Here is a 16536-nt window from a genome sequence, read left to right on the forward strand (position 1 = left end):
CGTTTCTCAAACGGTCGAACGTTCTGGAGCAGAAACCTCTGGGAGGTGTTTCGGTTTCTCCGGAAGTCGTCCACCAGACATCATGGCCGTCATGCGAGGAAACATCTGACTCAAAACTTCGTAAACGCCGACCGAAACTGCAATCACGAACAGCGGAATAAGAAAGTAAAGCAAGAGAATTGAAGAACCTGATTGCGGGTTCACCGCCGCAAACACAACCTTCTTCACAATCATCAGCAACGGCTGGTGCATGGCGAACACAAAGAACGAAACGCCAGCCAGCCACTTGAGCACAACCGCGGTCCGACTGTCGGATTTCTTAGAATTTGAAAGACACCAGACCGTCAAAATCATTCCGTTGCTCTTGAAAGGCTAAGTCCTCAATCCAGCAGTCCACCACTGGATCTATTTTTGCGCAGCCTGAACTCCCATAATAGTCGGACGAGTTTTGAGGGCTTTTCTACCGGTTTGGTAGCGTGAACTAACTGAAGTCAAGGCACTTGAAACAAACAGAGCATTGGCAGAAAAGGAATGTGAGAATTTCAGTGCGAAACGAGCAAGAACTGAATTGGAGAAAAATGTCCGCTGTTTCATCGATCAAACGGGCCAGATTTTCTAATTCAGTGACTGAAACACGAGAATCAAAACGGTTATCTAATAGCCGACTGAACCAACCTCCGTCGTTTCCTGTTGATAACGGGAATCCGGCACGTAGACATGCTGCTGAGCCATCTGCATCATCGACTCTCTCTTGGCACACGTGTACATCGACGGAATCGCTGCTAGTGACATGAAGTAAAGGGTGGTAATTTGACCGAAGTAGGAAATCCCAAAGAAGTTCGCCGTATGCACGAGCAAACAAACCCCGAGGCACCATGCCATCTTCTGCTTGCGAGGATCTCCTCGATATAGGGGAGTAATCCGGCCTACGAGACGAAAGCCTTCGGCAAGCATCCACGTGAACAGGATCATCGTGATAAATCCGCCGCGAACTCCTTCTAAAATAAACTGATTCGTGACATCGAATAGCTGAAGCCCCCAATGTGCTGTTGAACGAGTACCGACCACTGCCCACTCGTTAAATCGATTTACGGCCTGATTGATCAAATTGAAGCGATGATACCCTGTCGATCCTCCAACAGCGCTTACGCGTGCCAGTAAGTGCCAAACCGGTTGTTTCATCGACAGATGCAATATGAATAAGAGTGAGAACAAAGCACAAACGGCAGGGTAAGTGAGTGCTCGAATATACCAGAAACCGATCCCAATGCAGGCGGTCAACGCCCCGAACACTGGAGTCGAAGACGAGCACGTCACGATAATAACGCAGGATGCTCCAGCTCCTACGACGGCCACTCCACGATAGCGTCGATTGAAGACCATCAGTCCGTAAAACCACGGCAAAAGAGCTGCCCAGAAACAACCTGCAACGATTGGATGAGCGAACGCTCCCTGACACCGAAGCCGCCCTTGTCGCATTTTGGTAATTTCAGGAACCCCTCCGAAAATTGAAAACAGGTTTCTCCGGGTACTGCACTCGTAGACGAAGAAGAATGAAACGACCGACGCGACAACGGCAAAAAACACGGCAATGGCGCATATATCGCCCCAGTCTTTCAACACAAAGCGGAGTGCGAAGTAAGCTCCAACATGATCAATTGATTGGCCGAGCATAGTGACAAATGCACTACTATTGCCATTTTGCAATGTGTAGGCCATCGTTTTACAGACGATCCAGATGAGTACAAGTTTATCGAGCCGTTGAAGTCTAAACGAACGATATTCCCCTCGCAGTAGGACTCGTACCAACATAGTGATTATAAGAATTCTTGTGAAACTAAAATCTAAGCCAAAGATTGCAATCCTTTGCGCATCGGAGACGAAACACGGTAGCAGCAAAGCGCAGGCGAGAGCTCCGCGACGAGGAAGGATGAGAATTCCGAGGCATGCTGTGATAAGCAGACCAAGCCCGACAGGATGCACGACCGTCTGGTTGGAGTACCATTGGTTCTCTGCAATCTTCCAGTATCCGGCGGGCTCGTAGGCCAGAATGTTCCACAACATTTCGGGATCGTTTCACTCATGCTGTCAAAACCAACGACAGATTGAGTTCCTTCTGCTAGTGCGAGAATCTTCTTTAAGGCTCAATGATTGAACCGTTTAAATCGCTCTCTTGCCGTGACCGGACAGAGTCTTTTTTGTGCTTCTACGAATCACGCCTGTTGTCATGAATTCGCTTGAACCACGATCTCAAACGTTAACCGATGAACTCTTTTAATTTGATAATCAGATTTGGGTCGGGATTCCAGACTTCTTTTGCAATTGTCGACTCATCAGCGTCAGCCAATTCATCGAGAACGCCTGGAAGTGCGGCTTCGTCTTCCGCGACGCGAATTCGTTCCGACCGCTTGAAACGGCTGACAGTTGCCATTTGGTGGTCGTTTCGAGTTTCGTTCAAATGCCCTCGTCGCGGCATCACCACCGTGAGTTTTCCCGTTTCAAGCGCGGTAATGATGGTCCCCATCCCCGCATGTGCAACGACAAGCCGCGCTCGGTCAAACGTACTCCGATATTCGTCCGGGGTCAACGTTTCGACAGGTTGGAATGACTTCGGCTCATATGTCGACTTGCCGATCTGAGCGATCACCTCTTCGGAACTGTTGCTGGTCTGAACCCACTCATCGACTGCTTGAACGAGTCGATCGAAGGATTGCAGGCTCCCGACGGTTACGAAAATCATATCACCGATCCCCAGTATTGTGCTCCCTCACGACTCGAGAGATGTTCCCACTGCGTCAGGACGACGTCGGCCTGCTTCAACGCCAACTTGCCGGAATACGAAAGCTCTTCCGCGTTGGCGATGCTGTCGATCCACATCGTTTTGGCGCCGATGAATTTTCCGATTCGGAGAGCGAAGAAACCTGGAGCTGCCCCGGTCGTGATGATCACGTCCGGACGTTCGCTGACGACAACTTGAATCAGCGCGACCAGGGATCGCAGCATTTTCCATTTGCTGTCGCGATTGCCTTCGGGGACGACTCGAAACCGCTCTCCCTCAACCATCGAAGCGTATTCAGGGACAGTACTGATGAAGACGACATCACAATCAGAGAATGCGTCTCGGAGGCGGAGCAGTTGTGTCCAATGCCCTCCTCGAGATGCAACAGCGAGCACTTTTTTTCGCTTAACGTCCGCCAATGGTTATCCCTTAAGTCAGCTACGCAATGTTTTGAATGAGACAGTTCGGCCTAAAATTCGTCGACGTGAAACGCCCGCTCAAGCGATTACTCGAATGCTCCCAACGACTCTATCTCTACCAATAGAAAAACGTTGGGGAACTACTTCAACGACGAAACGGTTTCGTGCTTGGAATCGCCATTTTGTTTTTGTGCTGTGTCGGCGTTCTCTCCGTCCCCTTTTCGAGATGAGTCGTCTCGTTCCCAGTTGTATGAGCTCAAGTTTGCCATCTGCTTCTTCGCCCGGTATCGAACGATCAAACTGATGATCAGATAAACGGGAAAACGGATGAGAACATCGGGGCGCAGGATCGTCCGAATTGTTTCCCAGCGATTGTCTTCAGAGTGGTGCCGTTCCAAAACGGCCGCATGAGTCGACTTCAGCTCGTAAACTCCAAGCCGACTGCGGGTTCGAATCTTGATGAGCATGGAAGCTGTGGACGGAGCGTAGACCAGAGTCTGACAGGTCGGCACGATCGTTCGCTCAGGCTTCGTAAACTGTCCGCGGACAAAACCATCATCGGAGATGATTTTCGGGAACTCCTCGAATCGTCCTCGAGCTGCTTCGTTCATTCCGTACGCCCCAACACCAATTCGCCCTGGCTGGTTGTAGGGAAGTCTCGGCCAAACGTAGTAATAAGCTTTGACGATCCAGGATGAGTCTGAGGTCTCATAGCGAACAGTTGGCCAGGCGGCACTGACATCATCACCTTCCATTGCCGTGATCATATCCGGAACAAAATTCGGTGTGACATCGATATCTGCGTCGAGATAGATTCGGGGAAACTTGGTCGCTGCTTCGTCCCCAAGGTTCAGTGCGTGGACCTTCGATCCGATTTCGGTTTCGATGACCTGCACTTTGGGGGCAAACTGTTTGGCTTTCGCGGCGGTGTCGTCTGTACACCCATTGCACACCACAAAGACATCGACGGGTTGATCTCCAATGCTCTTCAACAACGAAGTCAACGTCCGCTCAATCACGGCGGATTCGTTGTGGGCTGGAATGATGACGCTGCCTTGCATTTGAACTCCCCCTGTTTCCCCGCCGATTGAACGACTAGCGCTTGCCGAGATAGCGCCGCATCACAATTCGGCGCAGTGTTCCGACGATGGATTTGAACTTCTCATTCAGCGTGAGCTGACTCATCCAGAACTGAAACATTGGCATTCCACGGTAGCGCGGAGCTCCGGCAAACAACATCCGGCAGGCCACGAGTCGCCCCCAGACTTTTCCTCGCGTCTTCAATAGGTTTGGCTGTGAAGCAGGCAGGAGTTGCGGATCGATTTGTTCAGCCCGAAGGTAGCCAGCTTCGATCGCCTCTCGAATGAATTTTTCGCCAGCTTCTGTTCTCGCAACGATCAGAGAATCACCCTGCTCACCTTCTTTCGGAGTCCGGTACCAAGGATCTCCGATGGCGATGTCCGCAAATTCTCCGGTGTGATCGATACAGACTCGGCATCTCCACTGAACGTGACGGGTTAGAATGTCTCCCCACGATTGATCGTAGGTCATCTTCTCTTCGCGTCCCTCGTGGCTGACCGCAGTCGCGTGTCCGGGCCACCCCTTCCCTCGATAGCGGAACGAGCGAATTTCGTTGTCCGACTCGAAGCCCATCTTTTTCAGAACAGCTCTCGTCCCTGCCGTTGATGGAGTGCCAGCACAGAAAAGTGCGATGGTCACCTGAATTTTCTTATCGAGTTCAGGCCGTATCCTACGCACCTTCTTTAAAGCTGCAACATCGCAGGGTTTTCCAATGAAAACCGCTTGCCCGTCTGCCTGTTCGATCAGATCCAATCGTTCGCACGGGCTTGCCGGTGAATACCGAGACCCTGCTCCCCCTAGCAACTCGTCACGAGTCGTGCTGAGAACGGTCTTGTTCAGAACCGGGTTCTCGGTATCCATGACGGTGTGCAAGACTCCGGAGGCAGCCTTCTTCTCTAACCCAAACAGAGCAAGAGCACTGATCCCTCCTCCACTCGAACCATGAAAGCGAATCTCTTCGTCCGCAGCGTGGCCTTCCCAGACTCCCCGAACAGGTCCCCACCCGGCAATCAGATCTTTGATGTTTTCAGGGATGCCCAGATTTTCGTGTTTCAGTTCTTTGCCCGGACAGACAGCAACAGCTTCCGCCTCTTGTCGTTGTGTGTCGGCGTTTGACTCCGTTGTCAGTCGCTGAGGTCGAATCCCTTCGTTTTCGACGTTTTCCAGCTGAAACAACTCGGGGCTGACATACGCGCACGCCCCACAGCCACAGCACAACTGCTGCTTTTTGATTCGTTCGATTGTTTCGAAGCTCGACGTCATATTACCGTTGATCGTGTCCAGAATTCGGTGTGTCAACCTGTTGGTTGAGCAATCTTTCCAGTCGCCCCGACGCGCTGACTGGTTCGCAAACCATTCAGGGCCGTCATTGCATGATATGCCAGCCCGGCCGACAGTGCCGTGGCCAATCCAAAACGAAGCACTGGAAGACTCGATTCCAACACGTACCGATCGACGAGAAAGATCGTAACCACCAGTCCGAATGCAATGATTGGCTGGGTTGTACTCGGAAAGACAGGAACGTGACGTGCGTATTTCAGCCAGAAGACGGAAGTCAACAGAGCCAGCACTTCCGCCAGCAGCATAATCAGAATGACAGCTTCGACCGAACCGCCGATCGTGGCAACGCCAAACGCAACAGGCACTCCGAGAGCCCTCATGACGTTACTCACCAGCAAGCCTTTTGTTTCCGCTAGCGCCAGAAGTGCCTGAGCCTGAGCTGTTCTCAGCAGTCGCACCACCATCATTACGGAAATCAAACCGACAATCGTTCCCGCCTCGGCGAACTCCTTGTCGTAAGCCAATTCGATCAGAGTCGGCAGAACAAGAATCGCGACCGCTCCAAACGCAGCTGCAGCGGAAGCAGTAATCTGTGACACCTGTGAGTAATGCTCATTAAAGCTCGATGAAGCACTCGGCTTTGAGAGGATTGGGAAGAAGAGCGATGTCAGAATCTTCGTCGCCGCCTGGATCGGAACGTTTGTGAGAGAGTAGGCAAGTGCGTAGTTCCCTAGAACGACCAGACCGTAAGCGCGACCAACGATAAAGCGGTCAGCGAAAAGCCCCACAAACATCAGAATTCCGCTGATCATGAGTGGCCATCCATAGTCGGCCATGCCCGTCGTATGATTCGGCGACCACTTGAGTTGATAAAGTTCTTTCGCCACAAAATGGGAAACGGCACCGCTCAAGAATGACTGAGTCAGGATAGCAATCAAGACCGCGGAGTAAGAGTGGGTCACCATCGCGGCAATCACACCAGCGACCAGTGCTCCCACTTGCGACACCACTTCGACGATCACAAATGGCCCAAACTTCATGCTCCGCTGAATCCGAATCACATCCAGATTCATGAGCGACTTGAAGATTGGAACGAACGCCAAAAGCTGGAACGCCCAGACCGCTTGAGGAGCTTGAAACCACTCCGCACATGGTTTTGCGACGAGAAACAAGACAGCGCCCAGGATCAATCCTCGAATCAGCATCATCGAATGAGCTGTTCCGAGAAACTCCGGACTGTCGGCGTCTGAAGACTGGACCACCTGTTTCTGCATGCCGATGTCGCTGGCCAACTCGACGGCCGACATCGTCGCGAGAAACCCGGCCGAGATCCCCATGTTCTCAGCACCGATCAATTTGGCGAGAACAAGATTTCGGGCGAAAGAGAGTCCAAGAGTCACTGCCTGACCAGCAGAAACAATGGCTCCTCCTCTGAGAATTCGGTCACTCATGCTTGTTCAACCAACTCTGAATGAGCGATCCCTTCCATGGCTCTGACGATGGAGTCCGCCTGTTCTTCGACCTGTTCGGCAATTCGTGGAATCGAAGATGCGAGTGTCTCGCGAATCTCTTCACGGCGTTGGAAACAGTCCCACATGCCTTGCACACATGTCTCCACAGAATCATCTCTGAGTTCGATCACACAGTCGCCGCAATCGCATGTCTCGAAGACGCCTTTGGTTTTCAAGCTGTAAGCCAATGCTCCGGTTGGAACTTGGGTCGACAACGAAGCGATTGTCGAATGCATCCGCGTTCCACAGAACCAGTCACAGTGACTGATGACCCACTTCGCACATCTCGGGTCAGAGAGTGCTGGAATGACTTCCAAACGGGATTGCAATTCCTGAGGCACCGCATTGCGAACCGCTTCGCACGCAGTGAGATCCGATTCGACAGGGTTGTTCGGAGGGATCACGTGCGGCACAAGAACGACGCGAACTGACTCGTCGGCAAGGAACTTTCGAACCAGCTTGTCGACCAGTTCGCGGTAATTTCCTTTCAAGCCGTACTGGGCTTGAGCATCTTCGCCGCCGTTGTAAATGAGTCCACTGACATTGATCCCAACAGTTGTGAGCGAATCTTCGCTCCACGCTTTCACTTGTGATTGAACAGCTTCATCCGGAGGCAGAAGCGGAAGTCCGAAGGCGACGTCAACTCCGAGGCGAGCCTGTCCTTCGTCTCCCTTGCCATTCATCATCTTATTGAGCGTTTCGAAGCTTCGACCGTCTCTGGCCCAGGAAGCTATCGAGTTCTGAACGAGTTCGGAAGCGACACGAAACGTCTGATCGGTTGAATAAGGACCATACGTCTGCGGAAGCAGAATCAACTTGCCACCAGCCCGAAGAGCAAGTTGCTTTCGGACCGTCATATCCTCAAATCGTCTCGGCCCATAGAGATCCGTAAAACTGTCTCCGCCACTGATATCGAGAACGCTTTGGCTGTTGCGAAACGCCTTCAGTGCGTTGTGCGGAAACCCGATCTGTTGAGCGAATCGGATAAAGTTGAGGTTGTCCGTTCTCCAGAAACGACGTGAGACAGACGTCCCGATGTGAACCAGTTCCAGCTCTTCCCCATTGCTCAAGCGAGTGCTCGAAAGAAACTCTCCTCTCGAATAATCAAGCAGTACAGGCACCCAGTTTGGATGCCGTTTCGCAATGCTTTCAATCACTGAAAGAGCCAAAGCAGAGACACCGAGATTTCCGGTATCGAGTGGAGCTCCCATGAGACAATAAAATTGGCCCGAATTCAGAATCTCTGAAATTCTTTGTGACATTTTTGGATTTGATCCCATCTCTAAGCGGAGCCTTCACGGAGCAGAACTGTGCGGATTGTGCGGAGGATGATGTACATGTCGAGCCACAAAGACCAGTGTCGGATGTAGTACATGTCCCAGTAGATTCGCTTCTCATAGACACCAGCGTTACGACAACTGACCTGCCACATTCCCGTGATCCCCGGTCTCACAGTCTTGTACGCACTGAACTCATGAGGATAGTCGACGATGTAGCTTTGATCGTAAGTTGGCGAATTGACGATCGGCCGTGGGCCAACAATCGACATTTCCCCAACGAACACATTCCAGAGTTGTGGGAATTCGTCAAAGCTGGTGGTTCGAATGAACTTCCCGATCCAGGTCACTCGAGGGTCATTCTTCAACTTGTGTGTCTGTTCCCACTCTTCGCGTGCAGCGTCATTGTTTTGCAGATACTCATCGAGGACCTTGTCCGCATTGGGAACCATCGACCGGAACTTCCAGGCTGTGAAAGTCTCTCCGCCCAGCCCGACACGTTTCTGACCGTAAAGAATTGGGCCTTTCGATGACAACTTAATTGCGATCGAAATGAATGCGAGCAACGGGGACAGAACAAGTCCGCCGCAAATGGTCATAGCGATGTCGATGAATCGCTTTGCTGCCACCTTCAGAGATTTTGGCACAACTCCACCGACCCAAAGTCCGCATGTTGGACCAACAGTATAAATCTGATCCCAAGGTCCCATGTCGAAGCTGGATGATGCCAGGTGAACACGGTTGGGAATCGCAAGAAGTCCTGGCTCGAGTTCTTCCTGTTCAATCGGGACCTCGTGCGAGATGAGAACCCAGGTCGCCTTCTGTTTATTCGCGACATCAAAACAGGAGCGAACGTCTGAGTAAGGAATGTCTGGAGCACAGTTGTTCTGCTCGTGGCTCCAGTAGTCTTCTGGTGAAAGCAGCACACCGACAGGTCGGAACCCGCGGTCAGGCATTTGCTTCAAACGGCGGTATAAGTCCGTGGCGATTTGAGGAGTTCCATAGATCAAAACCGGTGCTCCCCAGAAAGGAACAGCAGCCATGAATGTCCGAACGACAAATCGTGCGGAAGGGAACACCACAATAGACAGCAGATAAGCGATGGCTGATGCTGTCAGGAAGAAGGTCCAACTCTTCAAAAGCATCGTCATGCCGACAGCAACGAAGATGAGCAACGCCATGCCTGAGCATCGCAGAATGTTTCGGAACTCAACGACTGGGTTCATGCCGAACCCGGGATACATGCCCGCGAGTCGAGCGAGCGGAAACATCAGAACCGCAGAGATGAATGCCGTCTGACTTTGAATCGTGGTCGTCGGCAATCCCAGGAGTCGTTCGGCGATCCCCGTAGCGGTCAGCAGTACGAACCACATGACCACTGTATCTGTCACAACCAGTGGGAGCGATGTGACCAGTGATTGCACGAGGCTCGCCAGCGAGAGCTTCGCGTGGTTTCCAAATTTGTGTGCCCCGGAGTGAACCTGGCAATAACGAGCAAGGGTATGGGCGCTTTGCTGTTCGAGAGCTTCTAACCGAGCAAATCGCTTTTGAGCTGACACAGGTCTACCGATCGTTGGGCTGGAAGAATTAGGTGTATTCATCTGACTCGAATTGTTATCGGTACTGCCCAATTGTCGGTTCCGAGTTGGGCGGGGATGGAACGTTCCTGAAATTTGTCACGTTGCGCTGGTGTTCGTCAGTCAGTTGATTCGTAGTAGTCAGGTTATTGCGGTTGGGAGGATCCAAACCTGGGACGTTGCAGAAGCGTCTTGCTAATTAAGAAACACAGATCAGGCGGGAAAGCGTAGAAATACCAAAGGTATCGCTTGTGTGGATTCTGTGTGTGGATATCTGTTGAAACGTCTACAAAGTTGCCCGCTCTGATAGATCGATCGACCATCCTCTTTGAGTGTTGAATTCATCTCGCTCTTCTTCACTATGCAATTGGCGTTGAAGTTGTGTCAAGAACTCACTGCAGAAATCACAGAGTAGTTTTCTTTGGGAAAAGTGAATCAATCGTGGATTAAGAATCTCGTGAATGTTTTCAGAAACGTTGAGTGTCTGGTTTCTGAGAGTTTTAGCGTGCGTAGTGATCATGCCGGATTGTGGCATCTGCTCAACAGCATGCTTTTTCCATACCATCGATGCATTTTGATCCCTGACATGCTGCAACTTCGTCCTTGACAACAAACTGAACAAAAGTACACTCAACCTGTCTCAAACTCACGCCATGACAGGTGAGAAGTTCAGTGAACAATACACTGCAGCAACTGCGCCAAAAGCTCGTTTCTCTGCAGAGAAATCCATCTGTCTTGCCACGTTCTGCTGCACACTCCTTATTGGCAGACCATCAGTTTTGCAAGGAACTTCCTCCCGGAACGGTCGTGGAATGGATTTCCGAAAACGGATCAGGAACTGGAAGCCTTGTATTTCAACTCATCCGTCCCTTGTTGCATCAACGCAACATGGAATTGGTCATCGTTGACCCTCGACAGGAATTTAACCCGACCGGTTTGTTCGGAAATGGTGGAACATTCGATCGGATGCTCATTCTTCGCCCGCATCGGAAGGATGTTTTCTGGACGTATGAGCAAGTTTTACGATCGACCGCGGGAGTTCTTGCAATTGGACCATTGGAAAGAGTTCTCCCCTCAACATACCGACGCTTCAAGCTGGCAGCTGAGCACGGCCGGGGAATAGCCATGTTTCTGCGGCCTTCCAAATACCGCCATGAACCTTCCTGGGCGGATTACCGCATCCATATCACACCCCAGCCTGGACCGAGACAGGCTTCACTAACACGAGTGCTCCAGATGGAACTCCTCCACGTCCGTGGAGGGCGCACTTCACATCAACCTTCTCAGGTCATTATCCATGACGATGCGAGCGTTGTGCGTGTGGATTCCCAACTGGCCCATCCAGCGAGCATGGATCGATCAGCCTGAACGCAAAAAGAACATTCTCGTTCTTCAGGCCGTCGGCCCCAAGGACCAGAAAGTCGTGGCAGCCTGCTGTCCGCAAGCCAGAGCCTGCGGCGTTTTGCCACGCCTGCCAGTGGCGGATGCTGAAGTCTTGCTTGAAGAGAGTTTCTCGGAAACCAACCCGTTTCCAAAACCGAAACCAACTCCTTCCAACGAGCAGAATCTGCGGACTGCTCAAAATCGCCTCGTTCATTTTGAAACATACCAGCCAGAGGCAGACCGTCAGGCGTTACTCAAACTCGCTTGGGAGTGTGAGCGTTTTTCTCCGTGTGTCGGATTAGAAGCATCCGACGAACCCGACTGCTTATTGATGGATGTCTCTGGCTGCGCTCCTCTCTTCGGAGGAGAAGAACATCTCATCGAAGCTGTCTTATCGGAAATGCGTGATCGTGAACTCGATGCACGTCTGGCCATCGCCCCCACCGTCGGCGCTGCCTGGGCATTCGCTCATCAGCGAACTGCAGAATCGCCCACAACCATCATTTCCGAAGCACAGTTGCCCTCATTATTACGTCCGCTTTCAATTCGCTTGCTGCGACTCTCTTCGCGAACGGTTCATTCTCTCGAAGAACTCGGCCTGCGAACCGTCCGCCAATTACTCCAGCTGCCGCGTCGAACTTTACCGTCGCGATTCCCCGCTGAACTGCTGACGAGACTCGATCAGTTGCAAGGCAGCATGCCCGAAGAAATCGCTGCCGAACGTCGACCGGAATGCGACGAACAAATCTGGGAAAGCGAAGAGACCATCAACGACAGGGCAACTCTTGAGTTCGTCCTGAAGCCCCAACTCGACCGCCTCGTGCAGAAACTCCTCCCTGCCGAGTTGGGAGTCCGCCTTCTCTCATGTGAACTGACCGCGATCGGCCAGCAAAGTCTCTCCACGCAAATTGAACTGCTCCGCCCAACTCAGTCAGCATCGCACTTGCTGGAACTGATCACACTTCGCTGGGAACACCAGCAACTGCCCGAACAGATTTTTCGGATCACACTCCGCGCCAAGCAAACCAGCCCTCTGAGTAAACGTCAGGCGAAACTTTTTGACGACGCAACTCACCAGACCGATTCGTCTGCGTTAGAGCATCTAATTGAACGACTTCACAGCCGACTCGGTCCGGAAGCAGTCGTCAGAGTTCAGTTCGCCGCCGAAGAACAACCCGAACTCGCTGTGCGGTTTATCCCGGCGATGGCTTCTTTCCGAAGCCAACCCCTTTCTCCCCCTCCAGTCCTCGGATTTCTTAAACGTCCGCTCTGGCTCAAGCAGACTCCCGTTGAGATCACCGTCGGGAAACTGACTTCCGATGGATTCCCGCACGATTTTCGGTGTGACCGACAACGGCATCAGGTCGCGCATGCCTGGGGACCGGAACGCATTACCACAGGTTGGTGGAGACACGACTACATCAAGCGAGATTATTTCCACATCGAGACCCGAGTCGGTCTGCACTTCTGGATCTTCCGCGATCTCAACACACAGACCTGGTATCTGCACGCAGCCTTCGATTGATCGTTGCCCGAGAAGAAGAGTTTTTCCCGCACGAGAAAGAAATCGAACCATGCCTGATCAGCCCGACCCAAAACCACAGCGTCCTACTCTCTCTCCTCAGCCCAGAAACAGAGAGGAACCACCGTATGTCGAATTACATTGCAAAACCAATTTCTCTTTCCTCGAAGGAGCATCACATCCCGACGAACTTGTTCAGCAGGCTGCCGTACTGGGTTATCACGCATTAGCCATTACCGACAAGAACAGCCTCGCGGGAGTGGTCCGCGCTCATGTCGCTGCCCGAAGTGCCGAATTGAAGCTACTCATCGGTGCGGAAATCACGCTGACAGACGCCCCGCCTGCGGTCCTTCTGGCGACAGACCGGGACTCTTATGGACGCTTGTGCCGTCTGCTCACAATTGGAAAACGTCGAGCTCCCAAAGGCGAGTGCCAACTGACATTCGAAGACCTGACGAAACACTCACAGGGATTACTTGCGTGTGTCTTGCTGAGGCCAGGACTCGACTTTTCTCCCGCCTTGCTTCTGAAGTATCGAAAGGTTTTTGGCGATCGCTGTTACGGATTGCTCGAAAGACATTTCGACGCAGACGATTCACACACTCTCGAACAAATGCTGCAGCGAGCGGACACTTGTGACATCCCCGTCGCTGCCGCGAACAATGTTCATTATCACATTCCCCGTCGACGTCTCCTCCACGATACCCTCACAGCAATCCGTCATCGCTGTCGGATCTCGGAACTCGGCACACGTCGATTCTCCAACGGAGAGCGCTATCTGAAATCTCCCTCTCAAATGCGGGACCTGTTTTCGGATCTCCCCGATGCTGTCTTCCGAACAAAAGAAATCGCCGACCGCTGCCAGTTTTCACTCGATGAATTGCGCTACGAATACCCCGAGGAATTGTGTCCATCGGGAATCACTCGGATTCAATACTTACGCAACGTCACCGAAGTTGGAGCTCGAGAACGTTATCCTCAGGGAGTTCCCGAGAAGGTTCGAAAGATCCTTGAGCACGAATTCGAATTGATCGAAAAGCTTCAGTACGAGTCCTACTTTCTAACGGTCTGGGATCTCGTCAACTTCGCCCGCAGCCAGAACATTCTCTGCCAGGGACGCGGGTCCGCTGCGAATTCAGCAGTCTGCTATTGCCTGGGAGTCACGTCGGTGAATCCCGATCAGATTGATGTCCTCTTCGAACGGTTCATCTCCGAAGAACGCAACGAAGCACCGGATATCGATGTTGATTTCGAACACGATCGTCGCGAGATCGTCCTGCAATATCTGTATAAGAAGTATGGTCGAGACCGCGCAGGGTTAACCGCGACGGTCATCACCTATCGCCCCAAGTCAGCAGTCCGCGACGTGGGCAAGGCCCTCGGCTTCTCACTCGATCGGTTAAACACCTTCGCCAAATCGGCGGACCACATTCACGATCCGGAACTTCTTTCACAGCGTCTGGAGGAAGCAGGACTCAATTCCCAGACGCGACTTTCGCGGCAGTTTTTGTTTCTCGTTCAGGAGATCCTCGGATTCCCGCGACACCTCTCGCAACATGTTGGGGGAATGATCATCACTCAGCGCCCTCTCTGTGAGATGGCTCCGATCGAAAATGCCTCCATGCCCGGCAGGACGGTTATCTGCTGGGACAAAGACGATCTCGACATGCTGGGCATCCTGAAGATCGACTGTCTGGCACTGGGAATGCTTTCTGCCCTACACCGCAGCTTCGACCTGCTCAAAAAGCATTACGATCAACCTCTCACACTCGCTGCCATCCCTCCGGATGATCCGGCCGTCTATGCGATGATTCGAAAGGCCGACACAATTGGTGTCTTTCAAATTGAATCTCGAGCACAGATGTCGTCCCTCCCCTTGCTTCGTCCAGAGAAGTGGTACGACCTGGTCATTCAAGTCGCCATCATTCGTCCGGGACCGATTCAAGGCGACATGGTTCATCCTTACCGGCGTCGCAAAAACGGAGAAGAAGAGGTCAGCTACCCCGACGAACGGATCAAAGGCGTGTTGCACAAGACTCTCGGAGTTCCCCTGTTTCAGGAACAAGCGATGCGGCTCGCGATCGTTGCAGCCGGATTCACGCCGGGAGAAGCGGACCAATTGCGACGGGCCATGGCTGCCTGGCGACGCACCGGAAACATCGATCAGTTTCGAATCAAACTCATCAATGGCCTGATCGCCAACGGCTACGATCAGGAATTCGGAGAGCGACTGTTCCATATGATTCGTGGGTTTGGGCAATATGGATTTCCCGAAAGTCACGCCGCATCATTCGCACGCCTGGCGTATGCCTCCGCCTGGTTGAAATATTATTACCCGGAGGTCTTCACAGCTTCTCTACTCAACAGTCAACCGATGGGATTTTACGGACCCTCTCAACTGGTTCGCGATGCTCGTCAACACGGTGTTGAAGTGCGTGGCGTTGATGTGAATGAGAGCGAATGGAATTGCACGCTTGAGTTCTGCCCGAGCGTCAAGAAACGCCCCTACGCGCTGCGATTGGGATTTCGACTGATCAAAGGATTTGCCGAAGCCCACGCACAAAAGATTCTCTCCCAACGCAGCGAGTGCCCATTCTCCACCTTCAACGAATTTGCGCTGAGAACGCGGCTTTCAAAACCGGTTCTGGAACGACTGAGCAAAGCAGACGCTTTCCGATCTCTCGGACTGAATCGGAGAGATTCTCAATGGCAATCCATCATCGAACGTCCCGAGCAACCATTGCTGGATCAGATTCTCGACCACGAGCCGGAAGTTGCTTTGCCGCAAATGACTCCCTACGAAGAAGTCACTCATGACTATCGAACGACCGGGTTGTCGCTGAAAACACATCCAATGAAATTCTTGAGGCCGACTCTCGATCGCGACCGAATCCTCTCGGCAGAACAGCTTCGTGAAGCTTCACAAGATGCCTGGGTTAAAGTCGCAGGGCTGGTCATTCTCCGCCAGCGTCCGTCGACCTCGAATGGAGTCACTTTCGTAACGCTGGAAGATGAAACCGGATTGGTCAATCTGATCGTTCCGCAATCAATCTGGGAGCGGCATCGACGCATCGCGCGAAACGCCACCGTCCTGCACGCGTCTGGTCCTCTTCAAAAACAGAAAGAGGTCATTCACGTGCTGGCTCGCCACCTGAAAGACTTTTCCCACTTACTCCAACAGATTGAAATCTCCTCCCGCGACTTCCACTAATACAACACTCCGAAGTTGAGGCGTCACACAAAAAACGGTTTCAATTCGCAATGTGTGCCATTCGGGGATGTTCGATTCTTAAGAAGTCTCGATACCTCATATAAATCGCTCGACGGTGATTATTTCCATCGAACACAATGTGCTCTCCCAAACCAAGTTCATCGTCGACGATCGTTTCGAGTTCATACTCAGAGCCGAACGGAGGGATCGCTCCCAACTCGCAGTCTGGGAACAGCAGGCGGAACTCTTCCTCACCCACCAATTGGACGTTCATTGCTCCCATTTCCCGACGAACTAATTCAAGGTCGATCAAACGACTGGCGGGAATGACAGCCAAGATGCGACTGCCATCCACGTTCAGGACCACAGTCTTCGCGAAATGTCCTTGCGGAACATGGAGAGACTCAGCGGTTTGTTCCGCCGTGTAAGCCGTATCATGCTCCAGGACATCGAAATCGACTCCACAAGATCTCAATAGCGATTCAACATTCATCAC

13 protein-coding genes are annotated in these 16536 nt (G+C 52.2%); 3 read left to right on the top strand and 10 right to left on the bottom strand.

What is annotated here, in order from left to right:
• Nucleotides 1-6 precede the first annotated feature (6 nt).
• The 9 genes from AB1L42_RS14325 to AB1L42_RS14365 all read right to left on the bottom strand — a co-directional run bounded on the left by AB1L42_RS14325 (nucleotide 7) and on the right by AB1L42_RS14365 (nucleotide 9906).
• On the bottom strand, nucleotides 7-354 hold the full coding sequence (locus AB1L42_RS14325; RefSeq protein WP_367056807.1) for a hypothetical protein: 348 nt from the start codon (nucleotides 352-354) through the stop codon (nucleotides 7-9).
• Nucleotides 355-654: 300 nt separating this feature from the next.
• Nucleotides 655-2064, bottom strand: a complete 1410-nt coding sequence (locus AB1L42_RS14330; protein WP_367056810.1) for a hypothetical protein — start codon at nucleotides 2062-2064, stop codon at nucleotides 655-657.
• Between the two features lie 193 nt (nucleotides 2065-2257).
• Nucleotides 2258-2740 carry a glycosyltransferase gene (locus tag AB1L42_RS14335; RefSeq protein ID WP_367056813.1) on the bottom strand — a complete coding sequence of 161 codons (483 nt, stop codon included), beginning with the start codon at nucleotides 2738-2740 and terminating at the stop codon, nucleotides 2258-2260.
• Entirely contained in the window at nucleotides 2737-3198 is a 462-nt protein-coding gene (locus tag AB1L42_RS14340; protein WP_367056816.1) for a glycosyltransferase, read from the bottom strand. Before AB1L42_RS14340 ends, AB1L42_RS14335 begins: the two co-directional genes overlap by 4 nt.
• 140 nt (nucleotides 3199-3338) lie before the next feature.
• The gene (locus tag AB1L42_RS14345; protein ID WP_367056819.1) at nucleotides 3339-4259 is read right to left on the bottom strand and encodes a glycosyltransferase family 2 protein; all 921 of its coding nucleotides are present in this window, start codon (nucleotides 4257-4259) and stop codon (nucleotides 3339-3341) included.
• Nucleotides 4260-4293: 34 nt separating this feature from the next.
• Entirely contained in the window at nucleotides 4294-5541 is a 1248-nt protein-coding gene (locus AB1L42_RS14350) for a Coenzyme F420 hydrogenase/dehydrogenase, beta subunit C-terminal domain (protein WP_367056822.1), read from the bottom strand.
• A 32-nt stretch (nucleotides 5542-5573) separates the two neighbouring features.
• Nucleotides 5574-7010, bottom strand: a complete 1437-nt coding sequence (locus AB1L42_RS14355) for an oligosaccharide flippase family protein (RefSeq protein ID WP_367056825.1) — start codon at nucleotides 7008-7010, stop codon at nucleotides 5574-5576.
• A complete protein-coding gene (locus tag AB1L42_RS14360; RefSeq protein ID WP_367056828.1) occupies nucleotides 7007-8281 on the bottom strand; it encodes a polysaccharide pyruvyl transferase family protein in 1275 nt (424 codons plus the stop codon). Before AB1L42_RS14360 ends, AB1L42_RS14355 begins: the two co-directional genes overlap by 4 nt.
• 71 nt (nucleotides 8282-8352) lie before the next feature.
• Nucleotides 8353-9906 carry an exopolysaccharide biosynthesis polyprenyl glycosylphosphotransferase gene (locus AB1L42_RS14365; RefSeq protein ID WP_367056831.1) on the bottom strand — a complete coding sequence of 518 codons (1554 nt, stop codon included), beginning with the start codon at nucleotides 9904-9906 and terminating at the stop codon, nucleotides 8353-8355.
• Between the two features lie 690 nt (nucleotides 9907-10596).
• Between AB1L42_RS14365 and AB1L42_RS14370 the strand changes: the two genes are divergently transcribed.
• Genes AB1L42_RS14370 through AB1L42_RS14380 form a run of 3 tightly spaced genes read left to right on the top strand, consistent with a single transcriptional unit; the run spans nucleotide 10597 to nucleotide 16040 of the window.
• A complete protein-coding gene (locus AB1L42_RS14370; protein WP_367056834.1) occupies nucleotides 10597-11292 on the top strand; it encodes a hypothetical protein in 696 nt (231 codons plus the stop codon).
• Nucleotides 11222-12832, top strand: coding sequence for a DNA polymerase Y family protein (locus tag AB1L42_RS14375; protein WP_367056837.1), 1611 nt, complete (start codon nucleotides 11222-11224; stop codon nucleotides 12830-12832). The genes AB1L42_RS14370 and AB1L42_RS14375 overlap by 71 nt, the downstream gene beginning before the upstream one ends.
• Nucleotides 12833-12881: 49 nt before the next feature.
• The gene (locus AB1L42_RS14380; protein WP_367056840.1) at nucleotides 12882-16040 is read left to right on the top strand and encodes an error-prone DNA polymerase; all 3159 of its coding nucleotides are present in this window, start codon (nucleotides 12882-12884) and stop codon (nucleotides 16038-16040) included.
• Nucleotides 16041-16080: 40 nt separating this feature from the next.
• Here the strand turns inward: AB1L42_RS14380 and AB1L42_RS14385 are convergent, their stop codons facing one another.
• Nucleotides 16081-16533, bottom strand: a complete 453-nt coding sequence (locus AB1L42_RS14385; RefSeq protein WP_367056843.1) for a YbaK/EbsC family protein — start codon at nucleotides 16531-16533, stop codon at nucleotides 16081-16083.
• Between the last annotated feature and the right edge of the window lie 3 nt (nucleotides 16534-16536).

It is taken from the genome of Thalassoglobus sp. JC818, assembly GCF_040717535.1.
In the GTDB taxonomy this organism is placed as follows: domain Bacteria; phylum Planctomycetota; class Planctomycetia; order Planctomycetales; family Planctomycetaceae; genus Thalassoglobus.

Bases quoted from the DNA above. Each gene is read 5' to 3' on its own strand.
- AB1L42_RS14380 (WP_367056840.1), top strand. From the start codon at position 12,882: ATGCCTGATCAGCCCGACCCAAAACCACAGCGTCCTACTCTCTCTCCT.
- AB1L42_RS14345 (WP_367056819.1), bottom strand. From the start codon at position 4,259: ATGCAAGGCAGCGTCATCATTCCAGCCCACAACGAATCCGCCGTGATT.
- AB1L42_RS14325 (WP_367056807.1), bottom strand. From the start codon at position 354: ATGATTTTGACGGTCTGGTGTCTTTCAAATTCTAAGAAATCCGACAGT.
- AB1L42_RS14335 (WP_367056813.1), bottom strand. From the start codon at position 2,740: ATGATTTTCGTAACCGTCGGGAGCCTGCAATCCTTCGATCGACTCGTT.
- AB1L42_RS14375 (WP_367056837.1), top strand. From the start codon at position 11,222: ATGACGATGCGAGCGTTGTGCGTGTGGATTCCCAACTGGCCCATCCAG.
- AB1L42_RS14360 (WP_367056828.1), bottom strand. From the start codon at position 8,281: ATGGGAGCTCCACTCGATACCGGAAATCTCGGTGTCTCTGCTTTGGCT.
- AB1L42_RS14330 (WP_367056810.1), bottom strand. From the start codon at position 2,064: ATGTTGTGGAACATTCTGGCCTACGAGCCCGCCGGATACTGGAAGATT.
- AB1L42_RS14355 (WP_367056825.1), bottom strand. From the start codon at position 7,010: ATGAGTGACCGAATTCTCAGAGGAGGAGCCATTGTTTCTGCTGGTCAG.
- AB1L42_RS14350 (WP_367056822.1), bottom strand. From the start codon at position 5,541: ATGACGTCGAGCTTCGAAACAATCGAACGAATCAAAAAGCAGCAGTTG.
- AB1L42_RS14385 (WP_367056843.1), bottom strand. From the start codon at position 16,533: ATGAATGTTGAATCGCTATTGAGATCTTGTGGAGTCGATTTCGATGTC.